This window comes from Noviherbaspirillum aridicola (assembly GCF_019656455.1).
Classification (GTDB): domain Bacteria; phylum Pseudomonadota; class Gammaproteobacteria; order Burkholderiales; family Burkholderiaceae_D; genus Noviherbaspirillum; species Noviherbaspirillum aridicola.
Genome location: NZ_BPMK01000006.1, coordinates 69035 through 87273 on the forward strand (window position 1 = coordinate 69035; position 18239 = coordinate 87273).

At 62.8% G+C, this 18239-nt stretch carries 18 protein-coding genes; 14 read left to right on the forward strand and 4 right to left on the reverse strand.

Annotated features, from left to right (window positions below; all coding sequences use genetic code 11):
- The first annotated feature begins 85 nt into the window (after nucleotides 1-85).
- From NCCP691_RS07835 to NCCP691_RS07880, 10 genes are all read left to right on the forward strand, one after another.
- Nucleotides 86-1738 carry a 3-(methylthio)propionyl-CoA ligase gene (locus tag NCCP691_RS07835; RefSeq protein ID WP_220807707.1) on the forward strand — a complete coding sequence of 551 codons (1653 nt, stop codon included), beginning with the start codon at nucleotides 86-88 and terminating at the stop codon, nucleotides 1736-1738.
- Between the two features lie 76 nt (nucleotides 1739-1814).
- A complete protein-coding gene (locus NCCP691_RS07840) occupies nucleotides 1815-3062 on the forward strand; it encodes a branched-chain amino acid ABC transporter substrate-binding protein (protein ID WP_220807860.1) in 1248 nt (415 codons plus the stop codon).
- 319 nt (nucleotides 3063-3381) lie between these two features.
- A complete protein-coding gene (locus NCCP691_RS07845; RefSeq protein WP_373870336.1) occupies nucleotides 3382-4575 on the forward strand; it encodes a branched-chain amino acid ABC transporter substrate-binding protein in 1194 nt (397 codons plus the stop codon).
- Nucleotides 4576-4678: 103 nt separating this feature from the next.
- The gene (locus NCCP691_RS07850) at nucleotides 4679-5626 is read left to right on the forward strand and encodes a branched-chain amino acid ABC transporter permease (RefSeq protein ID WP_220807709.1); all 948 of its coding nucleotides are present in this window, start codon (nucleotides 4679-4681) and stop codon (nucleotides 5624-5626) included.
- Nucleotides 5627-5630: 4 nt separating this feature from the next.
- Complete coding sequence (locus NCCP691_RS07855; protein ID WP_220807710.1) at nucleotides 5631-6935, forward strand: branched-chain amino acid ABC transporter permease; 1305 nt, start codon at nucleotides 5631-5633, stop codon at nucleotides 6933-6935.
- Nucleotides 6932-7702 carry an ABC transporter ATP-binding protein gene (locus tag NCCP691_RS07860; protein WP_220807711.1) on the forward strand — a complete coding sequence of 257 codons (771 nt, stop codon included), beginning with the start codon at nucleotides 6932-6934 and terminating at the stop codon, nucleotides 7700-7702. The genes NCCP691_RS07855 and NCCP691_RS07860 overlap by 4 nt, the downstream gene beginning before the upstream one ends.
- An 88-nt stretch (nucleotides 7703-7790) precedes the next feature.
- Nucleotides 7791-8483 carry an ABC transporter ATP-binding protein gene (locus NCCP691_RS07865; protein WP_220807861.1) on the forward strand — a complete coding sequence of 231 codons (693 nt, stop codon included), beginning with the start codon at nucleotides 7791-7793 and terminating at the stop codon, nucleotides 8481-8483.
- Between the two features lie 59 nt (nucleotides 8484-8542).
- Nucleotides 8543-9118: a gamma carbonic anhydrase family protein gene (locus tag NCCP691_RS07870; protein WP_220807712.1), complete on the forward strand. Its 576-nt coding sequence runs from the start codon at nucleotides 8543-8545 to the stop codon at nucleotides 9116-9118.
- 90 nt (nucleotides 9119-9208) lie between these two features.
- The gene (locus NCCP691_RS07875) at nucleotides 9209-10333 is read left to right on the forward strand and encodes a DUF3182 family protein (RefSeq protein WP_220807713.1); all 1125 of its coding nucleotides are present in this window, start codon (nucleotides 9209-9211) and stop codon (nucleotides 10331-10333) included.
- Entirely contained in the window at nucleotides 10320-11132 is an 813-nt protein-coding gene (locus tag NCCP691_RS07880) for an alpha/beta hydrolase family protein (RefSeq protein ID WP_220807714.1), read from the forward strand. The genes NCCP691_RS07875 and NCCP691_RS07880 overlap by 14 nt, the downstream gene beginning before the upstream one ends.
- A 52-nt stretch (nucleotides 11133-11184) precedes the next feature.
- Here NCCP691_RS07880 and NCCP691_RS07885 read toward each other — a convergent pair whose 3' ends face one another.
- A complete protein-coding gene (locus NCCP691_RS07885) occupies nucleotides 11185-11643 on the reverse strand; it encodes an Hsp20 family protein (protein ID WP_220807715.1) in 459 nt (152 codons plus the stop codon).
- Nucleotides 11644-11839: 196 nt separating this feature from the next.
- Here NCCP691_RS07885 and NCCP691_RS07890 point away from each other — a divergent pair, with 196 nt between their 5' ends.
- From NCCP691_RS07890 to NCCP691_RS07900, 3 genes are all read left to right on the forward strand, one after another.
- Nucleotides 11840-12238 (forward strand): response regulator, encoded by a 399-nt coding sequence (locus NCCP691_RS07890; protein ID WP_220807716.1) that lies wholly within the window; start codon nucleotides 11840-11842, stop codon nucleotides 12236-12238.
- Nucleotides 12239-12541: 303 nt separating this feature from the next.
- Entirely contained in the window at nucleotides 12542-13636 is a 1095-nt protein-coding gene (locus NCCP691_RS07895) for a GGDEF domain-containing protein (RefSeq protein ID WP_220807717.1), read from the forward strand.
- Nucleotides 13637-13730: 94 nt separating this feature from the next.
- Nucleotides 13731-14096: a hypothetical protein gene (locus NCCP691_RS07900; protein ID WP_220807718.1), complete on the forward strand. Its 366-nt coding sequence runs from the start codon at nucleotides 13731-13733 to the stop codon at nucleotides 14094-14096.
- A gap of 11 nt (nucleotides 14097-14107) precedes the next feature.
- Here the strand turns inward: NCCP691_RS07900 and NCCP691_RS07905 are convergent, their stop codons facing one another.
- The 3 genes from NCCP691_RS07905 to NCCP691_RS07915 form a co-directional block, all read right to left on the reverse strand.
- The gene (locus NCCP691_RS07905) at nucleotides 14108-15097 is read right to left on the reverse strand and encodes a M48 family metallopeptidase (protein ID WP_220807719.1); all 990 of its coding nucleotides are present in this window, start codon (nucleotides 15095-15097) and stop codon (nucleotides 14108-14110) included.
- A gap of 4 nt (nucleotides 15098-15101) precedes the next feature.
- Nucleotides 15102-16196 carry a YjgN family protein gene (locus tag NCCP691_RS07910; protein WP_220807720.1) on the reverse strand — a complete coding sequence of 365 codons (1095 nt, stop codon included), beginning with the start codon at nucleotides 16194-16196 and terminating at the stop codon, nucleotides 15102-15104.
- Between the two features lie 126 nt (nucleotides 16197-16322).
- On the reverse strand, nucleotides 16323-17354 hold the full coding sequence (locus tag NCCP691_RS07915) for an NADP-dependent oxidoreductase (protein ID WP_220807721.1): 1032 nt from the start codon (nucleotides 17352-17354) through the stop codon (nucleotides 16323-16325).
- Nucleotides 17355-17621: 267 nt separating this feature from the next.
- Between NCCP691_RS07915 and NCCP691_RS07920 the strand changes: the two genes are divergently transcribed.
- Nucleotides 17622-18143, forward strand: coding sequence for a bactofilin family protein (locus NCCP691_RS07920; protein WP_238482355.1), 522 nt, complete (start codon nucleotides 17622-17624; stop codon nucleotides 18141-18143).
- Nucleotides 18144-18239 lie beyond the last annotated feature (96 nt).

Below are 18239 nucleotides of genomic sequence, written 5' to 3' on the forward strand. Positions count from 1 at the left end.
TCGTTCAAAAATCACGCTTGTTCCTGGCGCCCGTTCACAGCGGGCGCCAGCGGTCCCATCGCAACCACAACAAGCAGGAGACAGGATGTCGGACTACCCCAAGAGCCCACTCATGGGCCAGATGATGAGCCAGCCCCTGCTCATCTCCAGCATCATCAAGCATGCCGACCGCTATTACGGCGCCAACGAAATCGTATCCCGCCGCGTTGAAGGCGACATTCACCGCTATACCTATCGCGACTGCCACAGGCGTTCCCGCCAGATGGCCAACGCGCTTGCCGGCCTGGGCGTGAAGATGGGCGACCGTGTCGCCACGCTTGCCTGGAACGGCTACCGCCACCTCGAGCTGTACTACGCGATCTCCGGTTCGGGCGCCGTGATGCATACCATCAATCCGCGCCTGCATCCCGAGCAGATCGCCTACATCGTCAACCATGCCGAAGACCAGTACCTGTTCTTCGACATGACCTTCCTGCCGCTGGTGGAGGCGTTCGCCGCCCACTGCAAGACGGTCAAGGGTTTCGTCATGATGTGCGACCGCGACCGCATGCCGGCCGAGAGCAAGATTCCGAACCTGATGTGCTACGAGGAGCTCATCGAGAAGAGTTCCGACGTCTACGAGTGGCCGCTGTTCGACGAGAATTCCGCCTCCAGCCTGTGCTACACCTCGGGCACGACCGGCAATCCGAAGGGCGCGCTGTATTCGCACCGCTCGACCGTGTTGCATTCCTATGCATCGGCGATGCCGGACGCACTCAACGTGTCCTCGCGCGACGCCGTGCTGCCGGTGGTGCCGATGTTCCACGTCAATGCCTGGGGCCTGCCGTATTCGGTGCCGCTGACCGGCGCCAAGATGGTGTTCCCCGGCCCCAACCTGGACGGCAAGTCGATCTATGAACTGTTCGAACAGGAGAAGGTGACCTTTTCCGCCGGCGTGCCGACCGTCTGGCTCGGCCTGCTCACCCATGTCGGCCAGAACAACCTGCAGTTCTCGACCTTCAAGCGCACCGTCATCGGCGGCTCGGCCTGTCCGCCGGCGATGATGAAGACCTTCCGCGAGAAGTACAACGTGGAAGTGGTGCACGCCTGGGGCATGACGGAGATGTCGCCGCTGGGCACCGCCTGCACGCTGCAGGCGCATCACCTGAACCTGCCCGCCGAGAAGCAGCAGGCCATCCTGGAGAAGCAGGGCCACGCCATCTACGGCGTCGACATGAAGATCGTCGGCGACGACGGCAAGGAACTGCCGTGGGACGGCAAGACCTACGGCAACCTGCTGGTCAAGGGTCCCTGGATCATCAGCAGCTACTTCAAGAGCGAAGGCGGCGACGTGCTGCAGGACGGCTGGTTCCCCACCGGCGACGTCGCCACTATCGACGCCGACGGCTACATGCAGATCACCGACCGCAGCAAGGATGTGATCAAGTCCGGCGGCGAGTGGATCGGCACCATCGACCTGGAAAACATCGCCATGGCCCACCCGGCCGTGCAGCAGGCCGCCTGCATCGGCGTCTTCCATCCGAAGTGGGATGAGCGCCCGCTGCTGGTGGTGGTCAGGAAGCCCGGCGTCGAGGTGAGCAAGGAAGAACTGATCAAGTTCTATGACGGCAAGATCGCGAAGTGGTGGACGCCGGACGACGTCACCTTCGTCGATGCGCTGCCGATCGGCGCCACCGGAAAGGTGTTGAAAAATCGCATACGCGAACAATTCAAGGAGTACAAACTGCCCACCGCATGATAGCTTGACGTAGCAAAACAGAAGCCGCAAAGGCTCGTTTCAGAAAACCAAACCGAGAGACAGGAAGAGACAAATGATGAAGACGCTTCGCCCCTTCGTTTTGAGCGCAGCCGTGGCCGCCGCATTCGCGGCGCCTTCGGCCTTCGCGGACACCATCAAGATCGCGATGATCGAAACGATGTCGGGCCCGTTCGCGCCGATCGGCCAGAACCAGCTCAACACCTTCCGCATGTTCACCGAGATGGCGAACCAGCAGAAGTGGGCCGGCAACCACACCCTTGAAGTCCAGGCCTTCGACGGCAAGGGCAGCCCGCAGGAATCCCTCAACCAGCTCAAGACCGTGATCGACCAGGGCTACCGCTTCATCGCCCAGGGCAACGGCTCGGGCGTGGCGCTGGCGCTGGTGGACGCGGTCAACAAGCACAATGAGCGCAATCCGGGCAAGGAAATCGTCTTCCTCAACTATTCGGCGATCGACCCCGACCTCACCAACAGCAAGTGCAGCTTCTGGCACTTCCGCTTCGACGCCAACTCCGACATGAAGATGGAGGCGCTGACCACCTACATGGCCAAGGACGAGTCGATCAAGAAGGTCTACATCATCGGCCAGAACTATGCGCACGGCCACCAGGTCACCCGCGCCGCGAAGGAATATCTCAAGCGCAAGCGCCCCGACATCCAGATCGTCGGCGACGACCTGCATCCGATCGCCACAGTGAAGGACTTCGCGCCCTACATCGCCAAGATCAAGGCATCGGGCGCCGACAGCGTCATTACCGGCAACTGGGGCGCGGACCTGGCGCTGCTGGTGAAGGCGGCCAAGGATGCGGGCCTGGGCGCCAAGTTCTACACCTACTACGGCGGCACCTCGGGCGTGCCGACCGCGATGGGCGGCGCGGTGGCGGGCAACGTCAAGCAGATCGCCTACTGGATTCCGAACAACGAGACCTTCGCCGGCAAGGAAATCGTCGAAGCCTTCAAGAAGAAGTACAACGACGACTTCTACGTCAGCGACATCTACACCGTGATCCAGATGGTGTCGAAGGCGGCCAAGGACGGCAACACCGCCGACCCGGTGAAGATCGCGTTCGCGATGGAAGGCATGAAGGTCAAGGCGATCAATGGCGACGTCGAGATGCGCGCCGCCGATCATCAGCTGCAGCAGCCGCTGTACATCTCCACCTGGACCAAGGTCGACGGCAAGAAGATCAAGTACGACCAGGAGAACACCGGCTACGGCTGGAGCAACGATCAGAAGATCGAAAGCTACGTGGCGACGCAGCCGACCTCGTGCCAGATGAAGCGTCCGGCGCGTCCGTCCTGATCGTCAACCCAGACGCGGCAGCGCTGCCGCGTCCTCATTCCCCGCAATGAAGCGGTTTTCGCACATGAAGGCGCAGGCTCCCGCAACGGGGCCTGCACCACGTCCGCATGTGCGGCGCGCCGCAAAATCGAACCGACACGTCCGATCGACCAACGCGAAAAAGGGACACGCCATGCTTGATTCCAGCTGAGTTCCGGATGCTTTACACCGGGTTTAACCATAGCTATGCTGTAGAAACACTACACCTATAAGGAAGAGACAAATGGCTACTCAATTCAAACCCCTCATCATCCCGCTTTCCCTGGCCGCCGCGTTCGCGATGCCGCTTGCATCGCATGCGGAGAACGTCAAGATCGCGTTCATCGATCCGCTGTCCGGTCCATTTGCGCCCGTGGGACAGAACATCCTCAAGAGCTGGCAATTCATCGCCGCCAAGGCCAATGCCGAAAAATGGGCTGGCGAGCATACCTTTGAAGTCGTCGGCTTCGACAACAAGGCCAGCCCGCAGGAATCGCTGTCGGTGCTCAAGACCGTGATCGACCAGGGTTACCGCTACATCCTCCAGGGTAACGGTTCCGGTGCCGGCCTCGCGCTGATGGATGCGGTCAACAAGCACAACGAACGCAATCCCGGCAAGGAGATCGTCTACATCAACTATGCGGCGGTCGATCCCGACATGACCAACAGCAAGTGCAGCTTCTGGCACTTCCGTATCGACGCCAACTCGGACCAGAAGATGGAGGCCATGACGACCCACATGGCCAAGGACCAGAACGTCAAGAAGGTCTACATCATCGGCCAGAACTATGCGTTCGGCCATCAGGTCACCCGCGCCGCCAAGGAATACCTCAAGCGCAAGCGTCCCGATGTGCAGATCGTCGGCGACGACCTGCATCCGATCGGACAGGTCAAGGACTTCTCGCCGTACGTCGCCAAGATCAGGGCGTCGGGCGCCGACACCGTCATCACCGGCAACTGGGGGGCCGACCTGGCGCTGTTGATCAAGGCGGCGCGCGAAGCCAACCTGGACGCGAATTTCTACACCTACTATGCCGCCACCACCGGCGTGCCGACCGCCATGGGCGCATCGGGCGAAGGGCGGGTGAAGTCGGTCGGATACTGGAACGCCAACAACGAGAAATTCGTCGGCAAGGAAATCGTCGAGGGCTTCAAGCAGAAGTACAACGACGACTACTACACGATGGCGACCTATACCGGTCTGCAGATGCTGAGCAATGCGTTCAAGCAGGCCAAATCCACCGACCCGGTCAAGGTTGCGTTCGCCATGGAAGGCATGAAGTTCCAGAGCCTCAACGGCGAAGTGGAGATGCGCAAGCAGGACCACCAGCTGCAGCAACCGCTTTACATCAGCACCTGGACCAAGGTCAACGGCAAGGATGTGAAGTATGACCAGGAAAACACCGGCTACGGGTGGAAGACCGACGTCAAGCTCGACACATACGTGTCGGCCCAACCGACGTCCTGCCAGATGAAGCGGCCGTCCGGCGGCTGAACCGGCGCAGAACAGGCGGCGTGCCGGGGCCTTCGCGGTACGCTGCCTTTTTTCGGACGAAAAATAGTACGGTCGTAAAGAAAATTGGAATAGGGATAGCCTCGTGGAGTTTACTTTAATCACCTTGCTGAACGGCCTGAGCTACGGGCTCCTGCTGTTCATGCTGTCGTCGGGCCTGACGCTGATCCTGAGCATGATGGGCGTGCTCAATTTCGCGCACGCCAGTTTCTACATGCTCGGCGCCTACTTCGCCTACGCGGTCAGCACCAAGATCGGCTTCTGGCCGGCCCTGGTGATCGCGCCGCTGCTGGTCGGCGTGATCGGTGCCATGGTCGAGCGCTACGGCCTGCGCACCCTGCACAAGTACGGGCACATCCCCGAACTGCTGTTCACCTTCGGCCTGTCCTATGTACTGGTCGAAATCGTGCAGCTGATCTGGGGCCGCGCCGCAGTGCCGTATGCGATCCCGGCGGAACTCGACGGGCCGCTGTTCACCCTGTTCACCACGACTTTCCCCACCTATCGCGGCTTCATGATGCTGATCGCGATCCTGATGCTGGTGGCCATCTTCCTGGTGCTGACCAAGACCCGCATCGGCCTTGTGATCCAGGCGGCGCTGACGCATCCCGACATGGTCGAGGCGCTCGGCCACAACGTGCCGCGCGTGTTCATGCTGGTGTTCGGCGGCGGTTGCGCGCTGGCGGGCCTGGCGGGCGTCATCGGCGGCAATGCCTTCGTGACCGAGCCGGGCATGGCGGCGACGGTGGGAAGCATCATCTTCGTGGTGGTGGTGGTCGGCGGCATGGGCTCGCTCGCCGGCGCGCTGATCGCCTCGCTGCTGATCGGCATCCTGCAGACCTTCGCGGTGGCGCTCGACCATTCCATCGCGACGCTGTTCACCTCCTTCGGCGCCACGGTCACGCCGGAGACCTTCGGCTATCCGGTGCTGAAGCTGACGATTTCGCAGGTGGCACCGATTCTGCCGTACCTGCTGCTGGTATTGATTCTGATCTTCAGGCCGCGCGGCCTGATGGGAACGCGTGAGGGCTGAAACGATGAATACCATGACGATGACGGGCTCGACCCTGCGCTACAAGCCGATCAACCTCGGACGCTGGATCATCTGGGGCCTCTATGCGGCGATCCTGATCGTGGCGCCGCTGATCTTCAACAAGGGCGCCTCGCTCTCCATCCTGTCGCAGATCGGCACGGTGGCGATCTTCGCGCTGTCCTACAACATGCTGCTCGGGCAGGGCGGCATGCTGTCCTTCGGCCATGCCGTCTATTCCGGCCTCGGCGCGTTCTTCGCCATCCATGCGATGAACCTGGCATCGGCGGGCAGCATGTGGATGCCGGTCACGCTGATTCCGCTCGTCGGCGGCGTCGCCGGCATGTTCTTCGGCATGCTGTTCGGCTATGTGACGACCAAGAAGTCGGGCACCACCTTTGCCATGATCACGCTGGGCATCGTGGAACTGGTGTTTGCCTGCTCGCTGATGTTCCCCGAGTTCTTCGGCGGCGAGGGCGGCATCTCGACCAACCGGGTCTACGGCGAGCCCTTCATGGGCATCACCTTCGGCCCGCAGGTCCAGGTGTACTACCTGATCGCGTTCTGGCTGTTCATCAGCACCGTGGGCATGTATGCATTCGCCCATACGCCGCTGGGCCGCATCATCAACGCCGTGCGCGACAACCCCGAGCGGGTCGAGTTCATCGGCTATGACACCCAGTGGGCGCGCTACCTGACGCTGATCCTGTCCGGCTTCTTCGCCGGCATCTCCGGCGGCCTGGGCGCGATCAACTTCGAGATCGTGACTGCGGAAAACGTGTCGGCGGTGCGCTCCGGCGCGGTGCTGCTGTTCACCTTCATCGGCGGCGTGGGCTTCTTCTTCGGGCCGATGATCGGCTCCATCATCGGCGTGTTCCTGACGGTGATGCTGTCCGATTTCACCAAGGCCTGGCAGCTCTACCTCGGCGTCTTCTTCATCATGATCGTGATGTATGCGCCCGGCGGCATCGCCAGCATCATCATGCTCAACCTGCGGGTGGCCAAGTACGGCAAGTTCGCGCGCGTGTGGCCGGCGATGTGGAAGGTCTGTCTGGCGGCGCTGATCGCACTGGTCGGCACCATCATGTGTATCGAGATGCTGTATCACCTGACGCTGGAATCGGCCAATGGCACCGAGATGAAGCTCTTCGGCACCATGGTCGACACCGCCCGGCCCACCGCCTGGGCGATCGCGCTCGGCCTGCTGGCTGTCGGCGGCTGGCTGTTCCGCATGACGCAGCGCGGCTTCTCGAAAGTCTGGGGCGAGGTGAACACCGAAATCGAAGAATTGATCAGAAAGGCGGCAGCATGAGCCAGTATTCCCTCGAACTCATCGACGTCCGCAAGAGCTTCGGCAAGTCGGAGATCATCCGCGGCGCCAACCTGAAAGTACCCAGGGGCGAGCGCTTTGCGATCATCGGTCCGAACGGCGCCGGCAAGTCCACGCTGTTCAATCTGATCTCCGGCCGCTTCCCGGTATCGTCGGGAGACATCCGGCTCAACGGCGAAAGCATCAAGGGCCTCAAGCCCTTCGAGATCAATCGCCGCGGGCTGTCGCGCAGCTTCCAGATCACCAATATCTTCCACCGCCTCTCGGTGTATGAAAACCTGCGCTGCGCGGTGCTCTGGTCGCTCGGCTACAAGTATTCGTTCTGGCATCGCCTCAACGGCCTGAAGGACGCGCACGAGCGGGCCGAATCGGTGATGGAGCAGATCGGCCTCAAGCGCCGCCGCGACACCCAGGCCGGACTCCTGACCTACGCCGAGCAGCGCGCGCTGGAGATCGGCATCACCATCGCCGGCGGCTGCGACGTCATCCTGCTCGACGAGCCGACCGCCGGCATGAGCCGTTCCGAATCCGACGCCGCGGTGGAGCTGATCCGCAAGGTCACGGTGGGCAAGACGCTGCTGATGGTGGAGCACGACATGAGCGTGGTGTTCGGCCTGGCCGACAAGATCGCGGTGGTGGTGTACGGCGAGGTCATCGCCTGCGACACGCCGGCCAACATCCGCGGCAATCAGCGGGTTCAGGAAGCATATCTCGGTGGTCACGCACCGGCGGCTGAAGCGGCAGCTTAGCAAGGCATGCCTTGCTGCCGAATAACCGGTCCGGCCTGCCAGCCGGATCGCGGAGGCGGCATCACCAATCAGGAGACACAAATTGGCACTGTTGGAAATCAAGGATCTGCACGCGTTCTATGGCAAGAGCCATGTGCTGCACGGCGTCGACCTCAACGTGGGCGAGGGTGAGATCGTCAGCCTGCTCGGCCGCAACGGGGTAGGGCGCTCGACCACGGTCAAGGCGACCATCGGCCAGGTCGAGGTCAAGGGCTCGATCAGGTTCAAGGGACAGGAGATCACCGGCCTGAAGTCCTTCGAGATCGCGCATCGCGGTCTCGGCTACGTGCCGGAAAACCGGGAGATCTTCCCGACCCTGACCGTCGAGCAGAATCTGCTGCTGGGCGAAAAGAAGGGCAAGAAGTCGCGCTGGAGTATGGCCGACATGTACCAGATGTTCCCGCGCCTGAAGGAGCGCCAGCACACGGCCGCGGGCGTGCTGTCCGGCGGCGAGCAGCAGATGCTGACCCTGTGCCGCACGCTCATGGGCGATCCCGACCTGATCATGATCGACGAGCCGACCGAAGGCCTGGCGCCGAAGATCGTGGAGCAGGTCGCCCAGTATCTCAACGAGCTGAAGAACCGGGGCATCTCGGTGCTGCTGGTCGAGCAGAAACTGGCGATCGCACTCGAGATCTCCCAGCGGGTCTATGTGATGGGGCACGGCAGCATCGTGTTCGAGGGCACGCCGCAGGATCTGCGCGCCAATGCCGCCATCCGCAAGGAGTGGCTCGAAGTCTGATCCCTCTTCCCGGACGGCTTTCCGCGAAAGGCCGTCCGCATTTTCAAGGAGATGCCAGCATGCCCGTCCTGGGACCCGACGTCGTCCTCGACAACCCGGCCTATATCCACGACAGCGCCCACCTTTACGGCCGGGTGCACGTGGGACGCAATGCCTCCATCTGGATCAATGTCGTCGCCCGCGCGGAGCACAAGGAAATCCGCATCGGCGAATTCACCAATATCCAGGATTTCGTCATGCTGCACATCGGCGATCGCACGCCGACGCTGATCGGCAGCCACTGCTCGATCACTCATCACTGCACCATCCACGGCTGCACCATCGGCGACAACTGCCTGATCGGCATCGGCTCGACCATCATGGACGGCTGCGAGATCGGCGACAACAGCATCATCGCCGGTCACACCTTCCTGAAGGAAGGCACGATCATTCCGCCGAACTCCATCGTGATGGGCGCGCCGGGCAGGGTGACGCGGACCCAGAACAATTTCGTGCGCAACCGCATCAATGCCTACATGTATTACCGCAACGCGCTCGCTTACGCAGAGGGCAATCATCGCGCGTGGGACGCCGCGGGCTTCCCCGCCGAGGTGATGGCGGAGATGCAGCGCCTGCAGGATCTGCTCGAACCCTGATCTGCGCAGTGGTGCACAACTTGCTTGCTTTGCCGTCCGGTAAAGCGGCCCGTAGTCGGGCCGGCATCAGCCAGTGCGGAGGCAAGCATCATGAGCAATTCCACCCGGAAGCAAGGCGCGGTCGTCATCCTGCCGAACAAGGGCGACGGCCGTGAAACGGGTCACGAGAGCGCGGCGCAGCAGACATTGGCGCGGCGCATCGCCGACCTGAAAGAATGGGCGTTCGCGGGCCGCTACGACCCGGCGTGCAATTATGGCTGCCCCGTGTACTTTGTACCCGGCGATACGATCACCTCGCTTGCCCGGGCGCAGTCGCTCGGCATTCGCGGGGAACATGATCTGTTCGGCGGCGTCGTACCTTTTGCCCATGTGGCGACCAAGACCATTACCCATCCGCTGGCGGGGGACGATGCGGAGGCTCCGGACGGCTGGTGCGGGGATTTCGCGGCATCCGTCGCCGATGTGGTTCTGCCCGGGATATCGGCGTTCAGCCTCGCCGATGCCAGCTTGGCCGGCAGCGCGCTGCTCCAGCACGGCGCGGTGCGGATCAAGCTGGCGGACGGCATCGGCGGCGCCGGGCAGACGGTCGCCCGCGACGCCGCGCAGCTCGAGGAGCAATTGCAGGCCGTTGCGGCGGCGGGGGGCTTTGCCGGCGGCGTGGTCCTCGAACGCAATCTCAACGATGTGCAGACGCTGAGCGTCGGCCAGGTCAGGATCGGCGATCAGCTCGCCAGCTATTACGGCAACCAGCGGCTCACCCGCAACAACGCCGGCGAGCAGGTCTACGGCGGCTCGGATCTGGTCGTCGTCCGCGGCGGCTACGACACGCTGCTCGGGCTGGACCTGCCTTCCGAGATCGCGCTCGCCGTGCGTCAGGCGCATGTCTATCACGAGGCGGCATTAAAGTGCTTCGCCGGCATGATCGTCTCGCGCAGCAACTACGACATCGCGCAGGGGCGGGATTGCGAAGGGGTGTGGCGCTCGGGCGTGCTCGAGCAGTCATGGCGCGCCGGCGGCGCAAGCGGCGCCGAAATCGCCGCGCTGGAGGCGTTCAGGGCCGACCCCGCACTGCGGACGGTGCGCGCCTCGACGGTGGAAGTGTACGGCGACGGTCAGGCCGTGCCGGACGATGCGGTGGTGTATTACCGCGGTCAGGATGAGCAGGTGGGAGCGCTTGCCAAGTACACGAGGTTGAGTATCGATGCACATTCATGACGACAGGATTCGGATAGCGGTTGACGGAGAAAGCATCGAAGGCACGATCGTCACGCCGGGCACCTTGCTGCCGGGCGTGCTGTTCGTGCACGGATGGAACGGCAGCCAGGACCAATACATCGCGCGCGCGAGGGAGATCGCCGCGCTCGGCTGCGTCTGCCTGACCTTCGATCTTCGTGGGCATGCGGGAACGGAACCGCTGAAAGACACGGTGTCGCGCGAGAACAACCTGCACGACGTGCTCGCCGCCTACGACAGGCTGGCCGGGCAGCGCAACGTGGACCGGGACTCGATCGCCGTGGTCGGCAGCAGCTACGGCGGTTATCTGGCGGCGATACTGACCACGCTGCGGCCGGTGAAATGGCTGGCCCTGCGCGTGCCGGCGCTGTACATGGACAACAACTGGGAGACGCCCAAGCTGCAGCTGCACAAGGATCAGGACCTGGCCGCCTATCGCCAGTCCCTGGTGCAGGCGAGCGACAACCGCGCGCTGCGCGCCTGCGCCGCCTTCGAAGGCGACGTGCTGGTCGTCGAGTCGGAATGCGACAAGGTGATCCCGCACGCCGTCATCTCCAACTACCTCGAAGCCTGCGTCAAGCCGCGCTCGCTGACCTATCGCGTGATCAAGGGTGCCGACCATGGTCTCACCGACGAGGCGGGCCAGCGGGCGTACACGGCGCTGCTGGTGAACTGGTTCACCGAGATGGTGTTCGGCGAGCGGGAAGGGCGGGCCAACCTCACCCAGGCAGCGACCATGCCCGGCACCGCACTGCCCGAGGCGCCGCCGACGGCGGCATGAAAAAACGCCGGCGGCGTCGAAACGCGACCGGCGTCGATGGCGGCGATACCGATCAGGCGGCGTCGCGCTGCAGCAGCTGCACGTTGTCGGCCTTGCCGCCGATTTCGATCTTGCGCGGCTTGAGCGCTTCCGGGATCTCACGGATCAGATCGATGTTGAGCAGGCCGTTGTCGAGACGTGCCCCGACCACGCGGACATGATCCGCCAGCTGGAAGCGATGTTCGAAGTCGCGGGCGGCGATGCCGCGATGCAGGAAGGTCCGCTTGGCTTCGTCCTTCTGCTTGCGTCCGACGACCTTCAGCTGGTCGCGCTCGGTCTCGATCTCGAGTTCGGAGCGGTCGAAGCCGGCGACGGCCATCGTGATCAGGTATTTGTCCTCGCCTACGAGTTCGATGTTGTACGGCGGGTAGCTCGGCTGTCCGTCGGTACGCAGGGCCTGGTCGAACAGGGTGGCCAGGCGGTCGAATCCGATGGCGGAACGGTAAAGGGGGCTGAAATCATATTCACGCATGTCTATATCCTCACAATCAAGCGATAAAGGTTGGTAGCGGACCTCGTTGAGCATCCGCTGATCCGGATATAGGAGTGGGGCACGGCGTTTTCAAGGGCTGCCCGATATTGCTCCCGCAGAACTTTTTCTCCGTGCCGGGTTCTGAGGGACCTGTCCGGGTGCAAAGTCCGGCGTTGCATCATTATCAACGAGCCCTATGCAAAACGATTTCCATTTTCTCGTCGTCGACGATTTCTCGACGATGCGGCGTATCGTCTCCAACCTGCTGCGCGATATCGGCTTCAGCAAGATCAGCGAGGCCGACGACGGCTTCAACGCACTGAAGATTCTGACCGCGTCCGATGCGCTGGTGCCCCCCAACTTCGTTGTCACCGACTGGAACATGCCGAACATGGACGGCCTGACCATGCTGCAGAAGATTCGCGAGCACGAACGCCTGAAGCACTTGCCTGTGCTGATGGTGACCGCGGAAGCCAAGAAGGAGAACATCATCGCGGCTGCCCAGGCAGGCGCGGACGGCTATATCGTCAAACCCTTCAACGCCAACACCCTGAAGGAAAAAATCGACAAGATCATCGCCAGACGCAAGGGATGAGCTTGCCCACACAAGCTGTGCGCAATCCTGTGGACAAGCGGCGGGATCGTTACGGATCTCGCTGATTCGAAAGGAAAAAATTCCGCTGATCAAAATCAAGGCAGGGCGGACGACCCCGGTGCCGGGGGAAGCGCTGCGCCGGCATTCCTGTGGCCTGAATCTACGCCGACACGCTGCTCCACCCCGGGGCTTTCCCCATTTTATGGGAGGCGTAAAATGTCGATCGCGCATAGAATTTGCCTTACAGCAACTCCTCTCTCTCTTTGGGGAGTATGCCGTCAGTAGCCTGCCTACAGGAGCCGCATGCGTCCTACCGTCTACATGAATCCGGCGAAGCTCGAGCCCTCGCGTTCCGGTCTCGAGATGGGACTCGTCGTCTACCGGTTGTGCATGGCCTCGCTGTTCGCGTTTTATCTGCTGGTCTTCCACGTCTGGGGCAAGCGGTCGATCGGTACGGAACTGATCGCACTGGTCGCGCTTTACCTGGCTTACGCCGCTGTCTGGATCGCCGTGGTACGGCTTCCGCTGCTGCGCCTCAAGACGCGGATGCGCACCGCGATTTTCCTTGACCAGACCTTGCTGGCCTTCGCTCTGTGGCTGGACGGTGAACTGATTGCCCCGATCTTCTGGGCGCCGATCGCGGTCTCGCTCGGGTGCGGTCTGATCGGCGGCACGTTTTACGCCAAGGCTGCCTCGGCCTACGCGGCGGCGCTGCTGACGATTGCCTTCTCCACCTCGCCGTTCTGGCAGTCGTTGCCGCTGATCGCGGCCGGAATCATACTGGCCACCGTTCTGCTGCCCTGGCATGCCGCGCTGCTGGCCGAGCACATCGCCCGCGGGCGCAAGGACATACAGCGCCGCGCCGCCGCCTTCGAACTCGCGTCCAAGACCGACTCCCTCACCGGCGTGCTCAATCGCGCCGGCTTCCTCGCCGCACTGGAGGAACAGGCTGAGAAATGCCGGCAGGGCCAGGCCGCCGCGGTGCTGATGCTGCTGGACCTGGATGGATTCAAGGCGGTGAACGACGCTGGCGGCCACGCTGGCGGGGATGCGGTACTGAGGGCTGTCACCCGCTGTCTGCAGCAGTCGCTGCGCGCCTCCGATAAGGTCGCCCGCATCGGCGGCGACGAGTTCGGCATCATCGCCTGCAACATCAGCGACGCAGGCGACGCGGAATGGCTGGCGGCCAAGCTGTTGCAAGCCATCGAGGGCATACGCGTGGAAGGCTCCCCGGATGTCCGGGTCACGGCCAGCATCGGCATCCATCCGCTATCCGCCATCAGCCTGGATGCGCTGCTCGAAACGACCGACCGGTTGATGTACGAAGCCAAGCGCGCCGGCAAGAACCAGTTCCGCAGTTCCTTCGACCAGCGCGTATCAGGCGCACTCATGGCCTGAGCGCGCGGGGAGCGAACCGTCGCGCTTTTGCCTATCCGCGCCACTCGGGATACACTTGCCGCGTTTGAAAATGTGCCAACCGGAGCCCGTCGCCATGAAGCGTATCCTTTCGATCCCCGTCTGCCTTGCGTCGCTCTGGCTCGTCGCGTGCGCAAGCAATGCGCCCGTGGCAAACGAGCCGGCAAGAGCAGAGCGTGCCGACACGCACAAGCGGGCCAGGCATGGCAACGTCGTGAGCGTGACCGACGAGACCGGCACGGTGGCGGTGGAAAAGCTGCCCTTCAGGCCCGGCACGTCGTCGGCCACCGTCGAAAAGCTGGCGCGCGGCGCCGGCTGCTCCGGCCCCGCCGCCGGCCTGATCACTGAGAAAGGACCGGTCGAGGTCTACCGCATGCAGTGCGACGACGGCCGCGTCTTTCTGGCGCGCTGCGAGCTTCGTCAGTGCCGCCCGATGCGCTGAGCGTCCCGTCTCTAGTGCGCGCTCAGCCGGGCAATACGCTCGGCCAGCGCCGGATGCGTGGAAAGATAGCCGGTGGTTTCCGAAGCATGGTCCGCTGACGCTTCGAGCGAGCGCAGGGCGGATGCCAGCGCGTCCGGGCCGATGCCGTTGAGCCGCAGCAGCCGGACCGCGTAATCGTCGGCTTCCAGCTCCACCTCCCTCGAATATTTCAGATCGAGCAAGACCGTCGGCAGGTTGGCGGCGAGGGCAGAGAAATCCCCGAAAAGCACCGTCATTGCCGCGCCCGTGCTGGTCACGTGAATCAGCCGACGCAGCAGATGCCGTTGCGCGACATGCCCGAGCTCATGCGCCATCACAGCCACCAGCGCTTCGTCATTCTCGATGCGCTCAACCAGCTGATCCGTCAGCACGATGCGGCCCGCGGGCAGTGCGAACGCGTTGGGTCCGGCGCGGCTCTTGCGAAAGAGAAGCTCGACGTTCAATTCCTTCCGCTCCGGCATGGCGAGGCTGGCAAAGCGCCGGCGCAGCTCGGCCTGCCGCTCCGGCGCGAGCTCGGTCGGGCCGAACAGGTTCTGATCGAGCAGGGCCAGCGTGTCGCGGGCGAGCCGCTGCTCGACCGAGGCGGGAACCGCATGGGCGAGCTGCGCGGCCAGCAGTGGCAGCGCGTACTGATGCCCCGCCACGAGCAGGGCCACCGTCATCGCCAGCGCTAGCACGGTTCCCCGCCAGCTCTGATACATGCGCACCACGAGCGGCTCCGGACGGCCACTGTCCTCCAGGAGCCTGATGAAGGCCCGGTTGTCGAGTATTTCCAGGCTGGCCCCGTCGGGGAAGCTCAGCCGGCGCGGCATGCTGCGCGAGGCTTCCGACAGCGTCACCGCGTCGAGCGGATAGCGGCGCTCAACCTCGCCCTCGAGCAGGACGGCATCTGCCGTCATCTGCAGCGTGACGACATGACGGCGCGAGGTCTTGCCGTCGAAATAGAAGGCGGGCACGCGCATCGAATTACAGTGAAAGATCGAAGTCGAGCATGTCGGATGCGCCTTCGCCGGCGGCCGAGACGATGCCCTGCGTGGTTTCGATGAAGCCGTCGAGACTGCCTGCCGGGATGAAGGTGATGGCCTCGATCCGGTACTTCAGCATGCGCACCTGCGCGAACGGCAGAAAGAGTCCGAGCGTCAGCAGCACGCCCGCGAGATTGCTCAGCGTGATCCACGCCGTCTTCCACGGCTTGAGATCGCATCGGAACTGATGTCCGCCGAGACGGGTTTTGTTCCAGATGAGGTTCTGGATCTGGGTGCTGCAGATGGTGATCAGCAGCTGCAACCAGAGGTAGTTGGCGGCGATGAAAAGCAGGAATGTGCCCTGTGTCGCACCGCCAGCCTGCTTCAGTCCGCCGGCGTCTGAAATGTCGGAAAACATGCCGGAGAAAGCCAGTGCAATCAGCAGCGCGCCGGCGACTGCAGCGACGCTGCCAAGTGCGTAGGCCTTGTAGAAACCGGCGGGCCCCGCGTGGAAGCTGAAATAGGTGGCGCCGTAGCGGCTTTCCTCGTGCTGGAATTTCTTGATCCGCTGGTGCGTGAACGGCGTCAGCAGATGCAGGGTGCACAGCGAGAGCAGAGGCAGCAGCAGATAGACGAAATAGACCCGACCGGGGCGGCCGCCGCAGCCGAAACGGATGCCGCGATAGCTGCTGTTGTACAGCTTGAACTGCAGGCTCTTCCAGATCAGCCATGGCATCAGGGCCGCAATGACCCCCAGCATGAGCACGGCGGCGGAGGACGAGACGCTCCAGGAGATGTTGTAGGCGCCGAAGAAAAGCAGGGCGACGATGCGGCCGCGGAGAATGGCCCCGGGGGATCCGTGATAATCGAAACCGCAGCGGGCGAGGCGCGTGCTGCCGTAGAAATAACGCAGCCGGCGCACCTTGGCCCACGCCGAGTAGATGCCCAGGGTGGCGACGGTCAGCAGCAGGTTGACGATCCAGATACGGAAATACTCGGCGCCGCTGGCGGTGAAAACCAGCCTCTCGTCGTGGCAGCCGGACTCTTCGATGTAGAGGACAGTGGTCGGTGCCTCGAAATCATTCATTCGCCCCATGGCTTTTCCCTTGCATGACTATCTGACAACATGCAAGATTGGCAAACAATTGCCTCCTAGTCAATCCATGGGTGGCGCGAATGCAAAAAAGGCACAGCGAACCGTGCCTTCTTCTGACCGGACGACTCAGGTCTCGTCGGCGACCTGCAGCACCAGCTTGCCGAAATTCTTGCCTTCGAAAAGCATGAGCAGCGCCTCAGGGAATTTGTCGAGCCCCCGGACGATGTCTTCGCGGGACCTGAAGCTGCCTTCCTTCATCCAGCCGGCCATCTCGGCCATCGCCACGTGGTAGCGGTCGGCATAGTCGAACACGACCATGCCCTCCATACGCGCGCGGTTAACCAGCAGCGACAGGTAATTGGCGGGTCCTTTCACCGGGGTGGTGTTGTTGTACTGGGAAATGGCGCCGCAGATGATGATGCGGGCCTTCATCGCGAGCTTGGCCAGCACGTCGTCCAGGATGTCGCCGCCGACATTGTCGAAATAAATGTCCACGCCCTTCGGGCAATGCTGCTTCAGTCCTTCGCGCACCGAGCCGTTCTTATAATCGATGCAGGCGTCGAAACCCAGTTCGTTGACGACGAAATCGCATTTTTCCTTGCCGCCCGCGATGCCGACCACGCGGCAGCCCTTGTGCTTGGCGACCTGGCCGACAGTCTGCCCGACCGCGCCGGCGGCGCCCGATACGACCACCGTCTCGCCAGGCTTGGGCTGTCCGATATCCAGCAGGCCGAAGTAGGCGGTCATGCCCGGCATGCCGAGCGCATTCAGGTACTTCGGCAGGGGCAGCGCAGGATCGACCTTGTGCAGCGCGGCTTCGCGGTCGTCCGCCTTTCCGGTCCAGTACTCCTGCACGCCGAGGGTGCCGCTGACATGGTCGCCGACCGCAAAACGCGGCGATGTCGATGCAATCACCCGGCCAATGCCGCCGGCGCGCATGACTTCGTCGATCGCGACCGGGCGGATATAGGAGCGGCCTTCATTCATCCAGCCGCGCATGGCGGGGTCCAGCGACAGATAGAGATTCTTGATCAGGACTTCACCCTCGGCCGGCTCCCGCACGGGCTCGGACGTGAATCTCCAGTCGCTCTGGCGAGGCAGCCCGACGGGGCGGGCGGCGAGTCGCACCTGGTGGTTGATGGCGGGGGCCTGGCTCATGCGTGTCTCCTGGTTTTGTGGAGTCGTCACTATACACAGAAAAGAACGAGCGTGCTCTTTTGTTGGTTTGTAACAATTTTCGATTCCTTTGAACTTTTTATGGCGTCCAGCAACAAAGCTGAACCGCGACGTTGCAGCGGTTCAATAAATGCTCGTTGCATCGCGTGTTCAGGTGTTTGCTCGTTTCCGATTCGTGCCCGTTGCCCGTTCGTCTCGAAGACACTGAAACCGTTCGTTCCATCACTCTGATCATTTTCAGGAGATCACATGCGAGAATCGCTCTTTGGCAAGCGCGACAACCAGGGAAATTCCCTCAACACGACCAGCGGCATCGTCCCGGGCGGCACGGCAGGCGGCTTTTCGAAGAGCTTGTCGACCGGCGCCGGTACCGGTTCGACGGGCACCCCGGAAAGCATGGCCAGCACCAACGAAGGCGGCAGCAAGCTGATCGTCGGGCCGAATATCAAGCTCAAGGGTGTTGAGATCACCGATTGCGACACGCTGGTTGTCGAAGGTCGCGTCGAAGCCACCATCAACTCCCGCGTCATCCAGATCGCCGAATCCGGCGCATTCAAGGGTTCCGCCGAAGTCGACATCGCCGAGATCCATGGCGAGTTCGACGGCGAACTCACCGTCCGCCAGAAGCTCATCATCTTCGCGACCGGCAAGGTATCGGGCAAGGTCCGTTACGGCAAGGTCGTGATCGAGGAAGGCGGCCAGCTCTCCGGCGACATCCAGGTCGGTACCGCCGCCAAGGGCCAGGGCCTGTCGGTCGCCAAGGTCGGCTGATTCACCTCGACTGATTCATCGTTTGGCTTCGCAGCCCACGTGCTGCGGTAAACCCGGTTCGCGAAAGCGGATCGGGTTTTTTCTCTTGTCGTCCCC

Bases quoted from the DNA above. Each gene is read 5' to 3' on its own strand.
- NCCP691_RS07835 (WP_220807707.1), top strand. From the start codon at position 86: ATGTCGGACTACCCCAAGAGCCCACTCATGGGCCAGATGATGAGCCAG.
- NCCP691_RS07840 (WP_220807860.1), top strand. From the start codon at position 1,815: ATGAAGACGCTTCGCCCCTTCGTTTTGAGCGCAGCCGTGGCCGCCGCA.
- NCCP691_RS07845 (WP_373870336.1), top strand. From the start codon at position 3,382: ATGCCGCTTGCATCGCATGCGGAGAACGTCAAGATCGCGTTCATCGAT.
- NCCP691_RS07855 (WP_220807710.1), top strand. From the start codon at position 5,631: ATGAATACCATGACGATGACGGGCTCGACCCTGCGCTACAAGCCGATC.
- NCCP691_RS07860 (WP_220807711.1), top strand. From the start codon at position 6,932: ATGAGCCAGTATTCCCTCGAACTCATCGACGTCCGCAAGAGCTTCGGC.
- NCCP691_RS07870 (WP_220807712.1), top strand. From the start codon at position 8,543: ATGCCCGTCCTGGGACCCGACGTCGTCCTCGACAACCCGGCCTATATC.
- NCCP691_RS07875 (WP_220807713.1), top strand. From the start codon at position 9,209: ATGAGCAATTCCACCCGGAAGCAAGGCGCGGTCGTCATCCTGCCGAAC.
- NCCP691_RS07880 (WP_220807714.1), top strand. From the start codon at position 10,320: ATGCACATTCATGACGACAGGATTCGGATAGCGGTTGACGGAGAAAGC.
- NCCP691_RS07885 (WP_220807715.1), bottom strand. From the start codon at position 11,643: ATGCGTGAATATGATTTCAGCCCCCTTTACCGTTCCGCCATCGGATTC.
- NCCP691_RS07890 (WP_220807716.1), top strand. From the start codon at position 11,840: ATGCAAAACGATTTCCATTTTCTCGTCGTCGACGATTTCTCGACGATG.
- NCCP691_RS07895 (WP_220807717.1), top strand. From the start codon at position 12,542: ATGCGTCCTACCGTCTACATGAATCCGGCGAAGCTCGAGCCCTCGCGT.
- NCCP691_RS07900 (WP_220807718.1), top strand. From the start codon at position 13,731: ATGAAGCGTATCCTTTCGATCCCCGTCTGCCTTGCGTCGCTCTGGCTC.
- NCCP691_RS07905 (WP_220807719.1), bottom strand. From the start codon at position 15,097: ATGCGCGTGCCCGCCTTCTATTTCGACGGCAAGACCTCGCGCCGTCAT.
- NCCP691_RS07910 (WP_220807720.1), bottom strand. From the start codon at position 16,196: ATGGGGCGAATGAATGATTTCGAGGCACCGACCACTGTCCTCTACATC.
- NCCP691_RS07915 (WP_220807721.1), bottom strand. From the start codon at position 17,354: ATGAGCCAGGCCCCCGCCATCAACCACCAGGTGCGACTCGCCGCCCGC.
- NCCP691_RS07920 (WP_238482355.1), top strand. From the start codon at position 17,622: ATGCGAGAATCGCTCTTTGGCAAGCGCGACAACCAGGGAAATTCCCTC.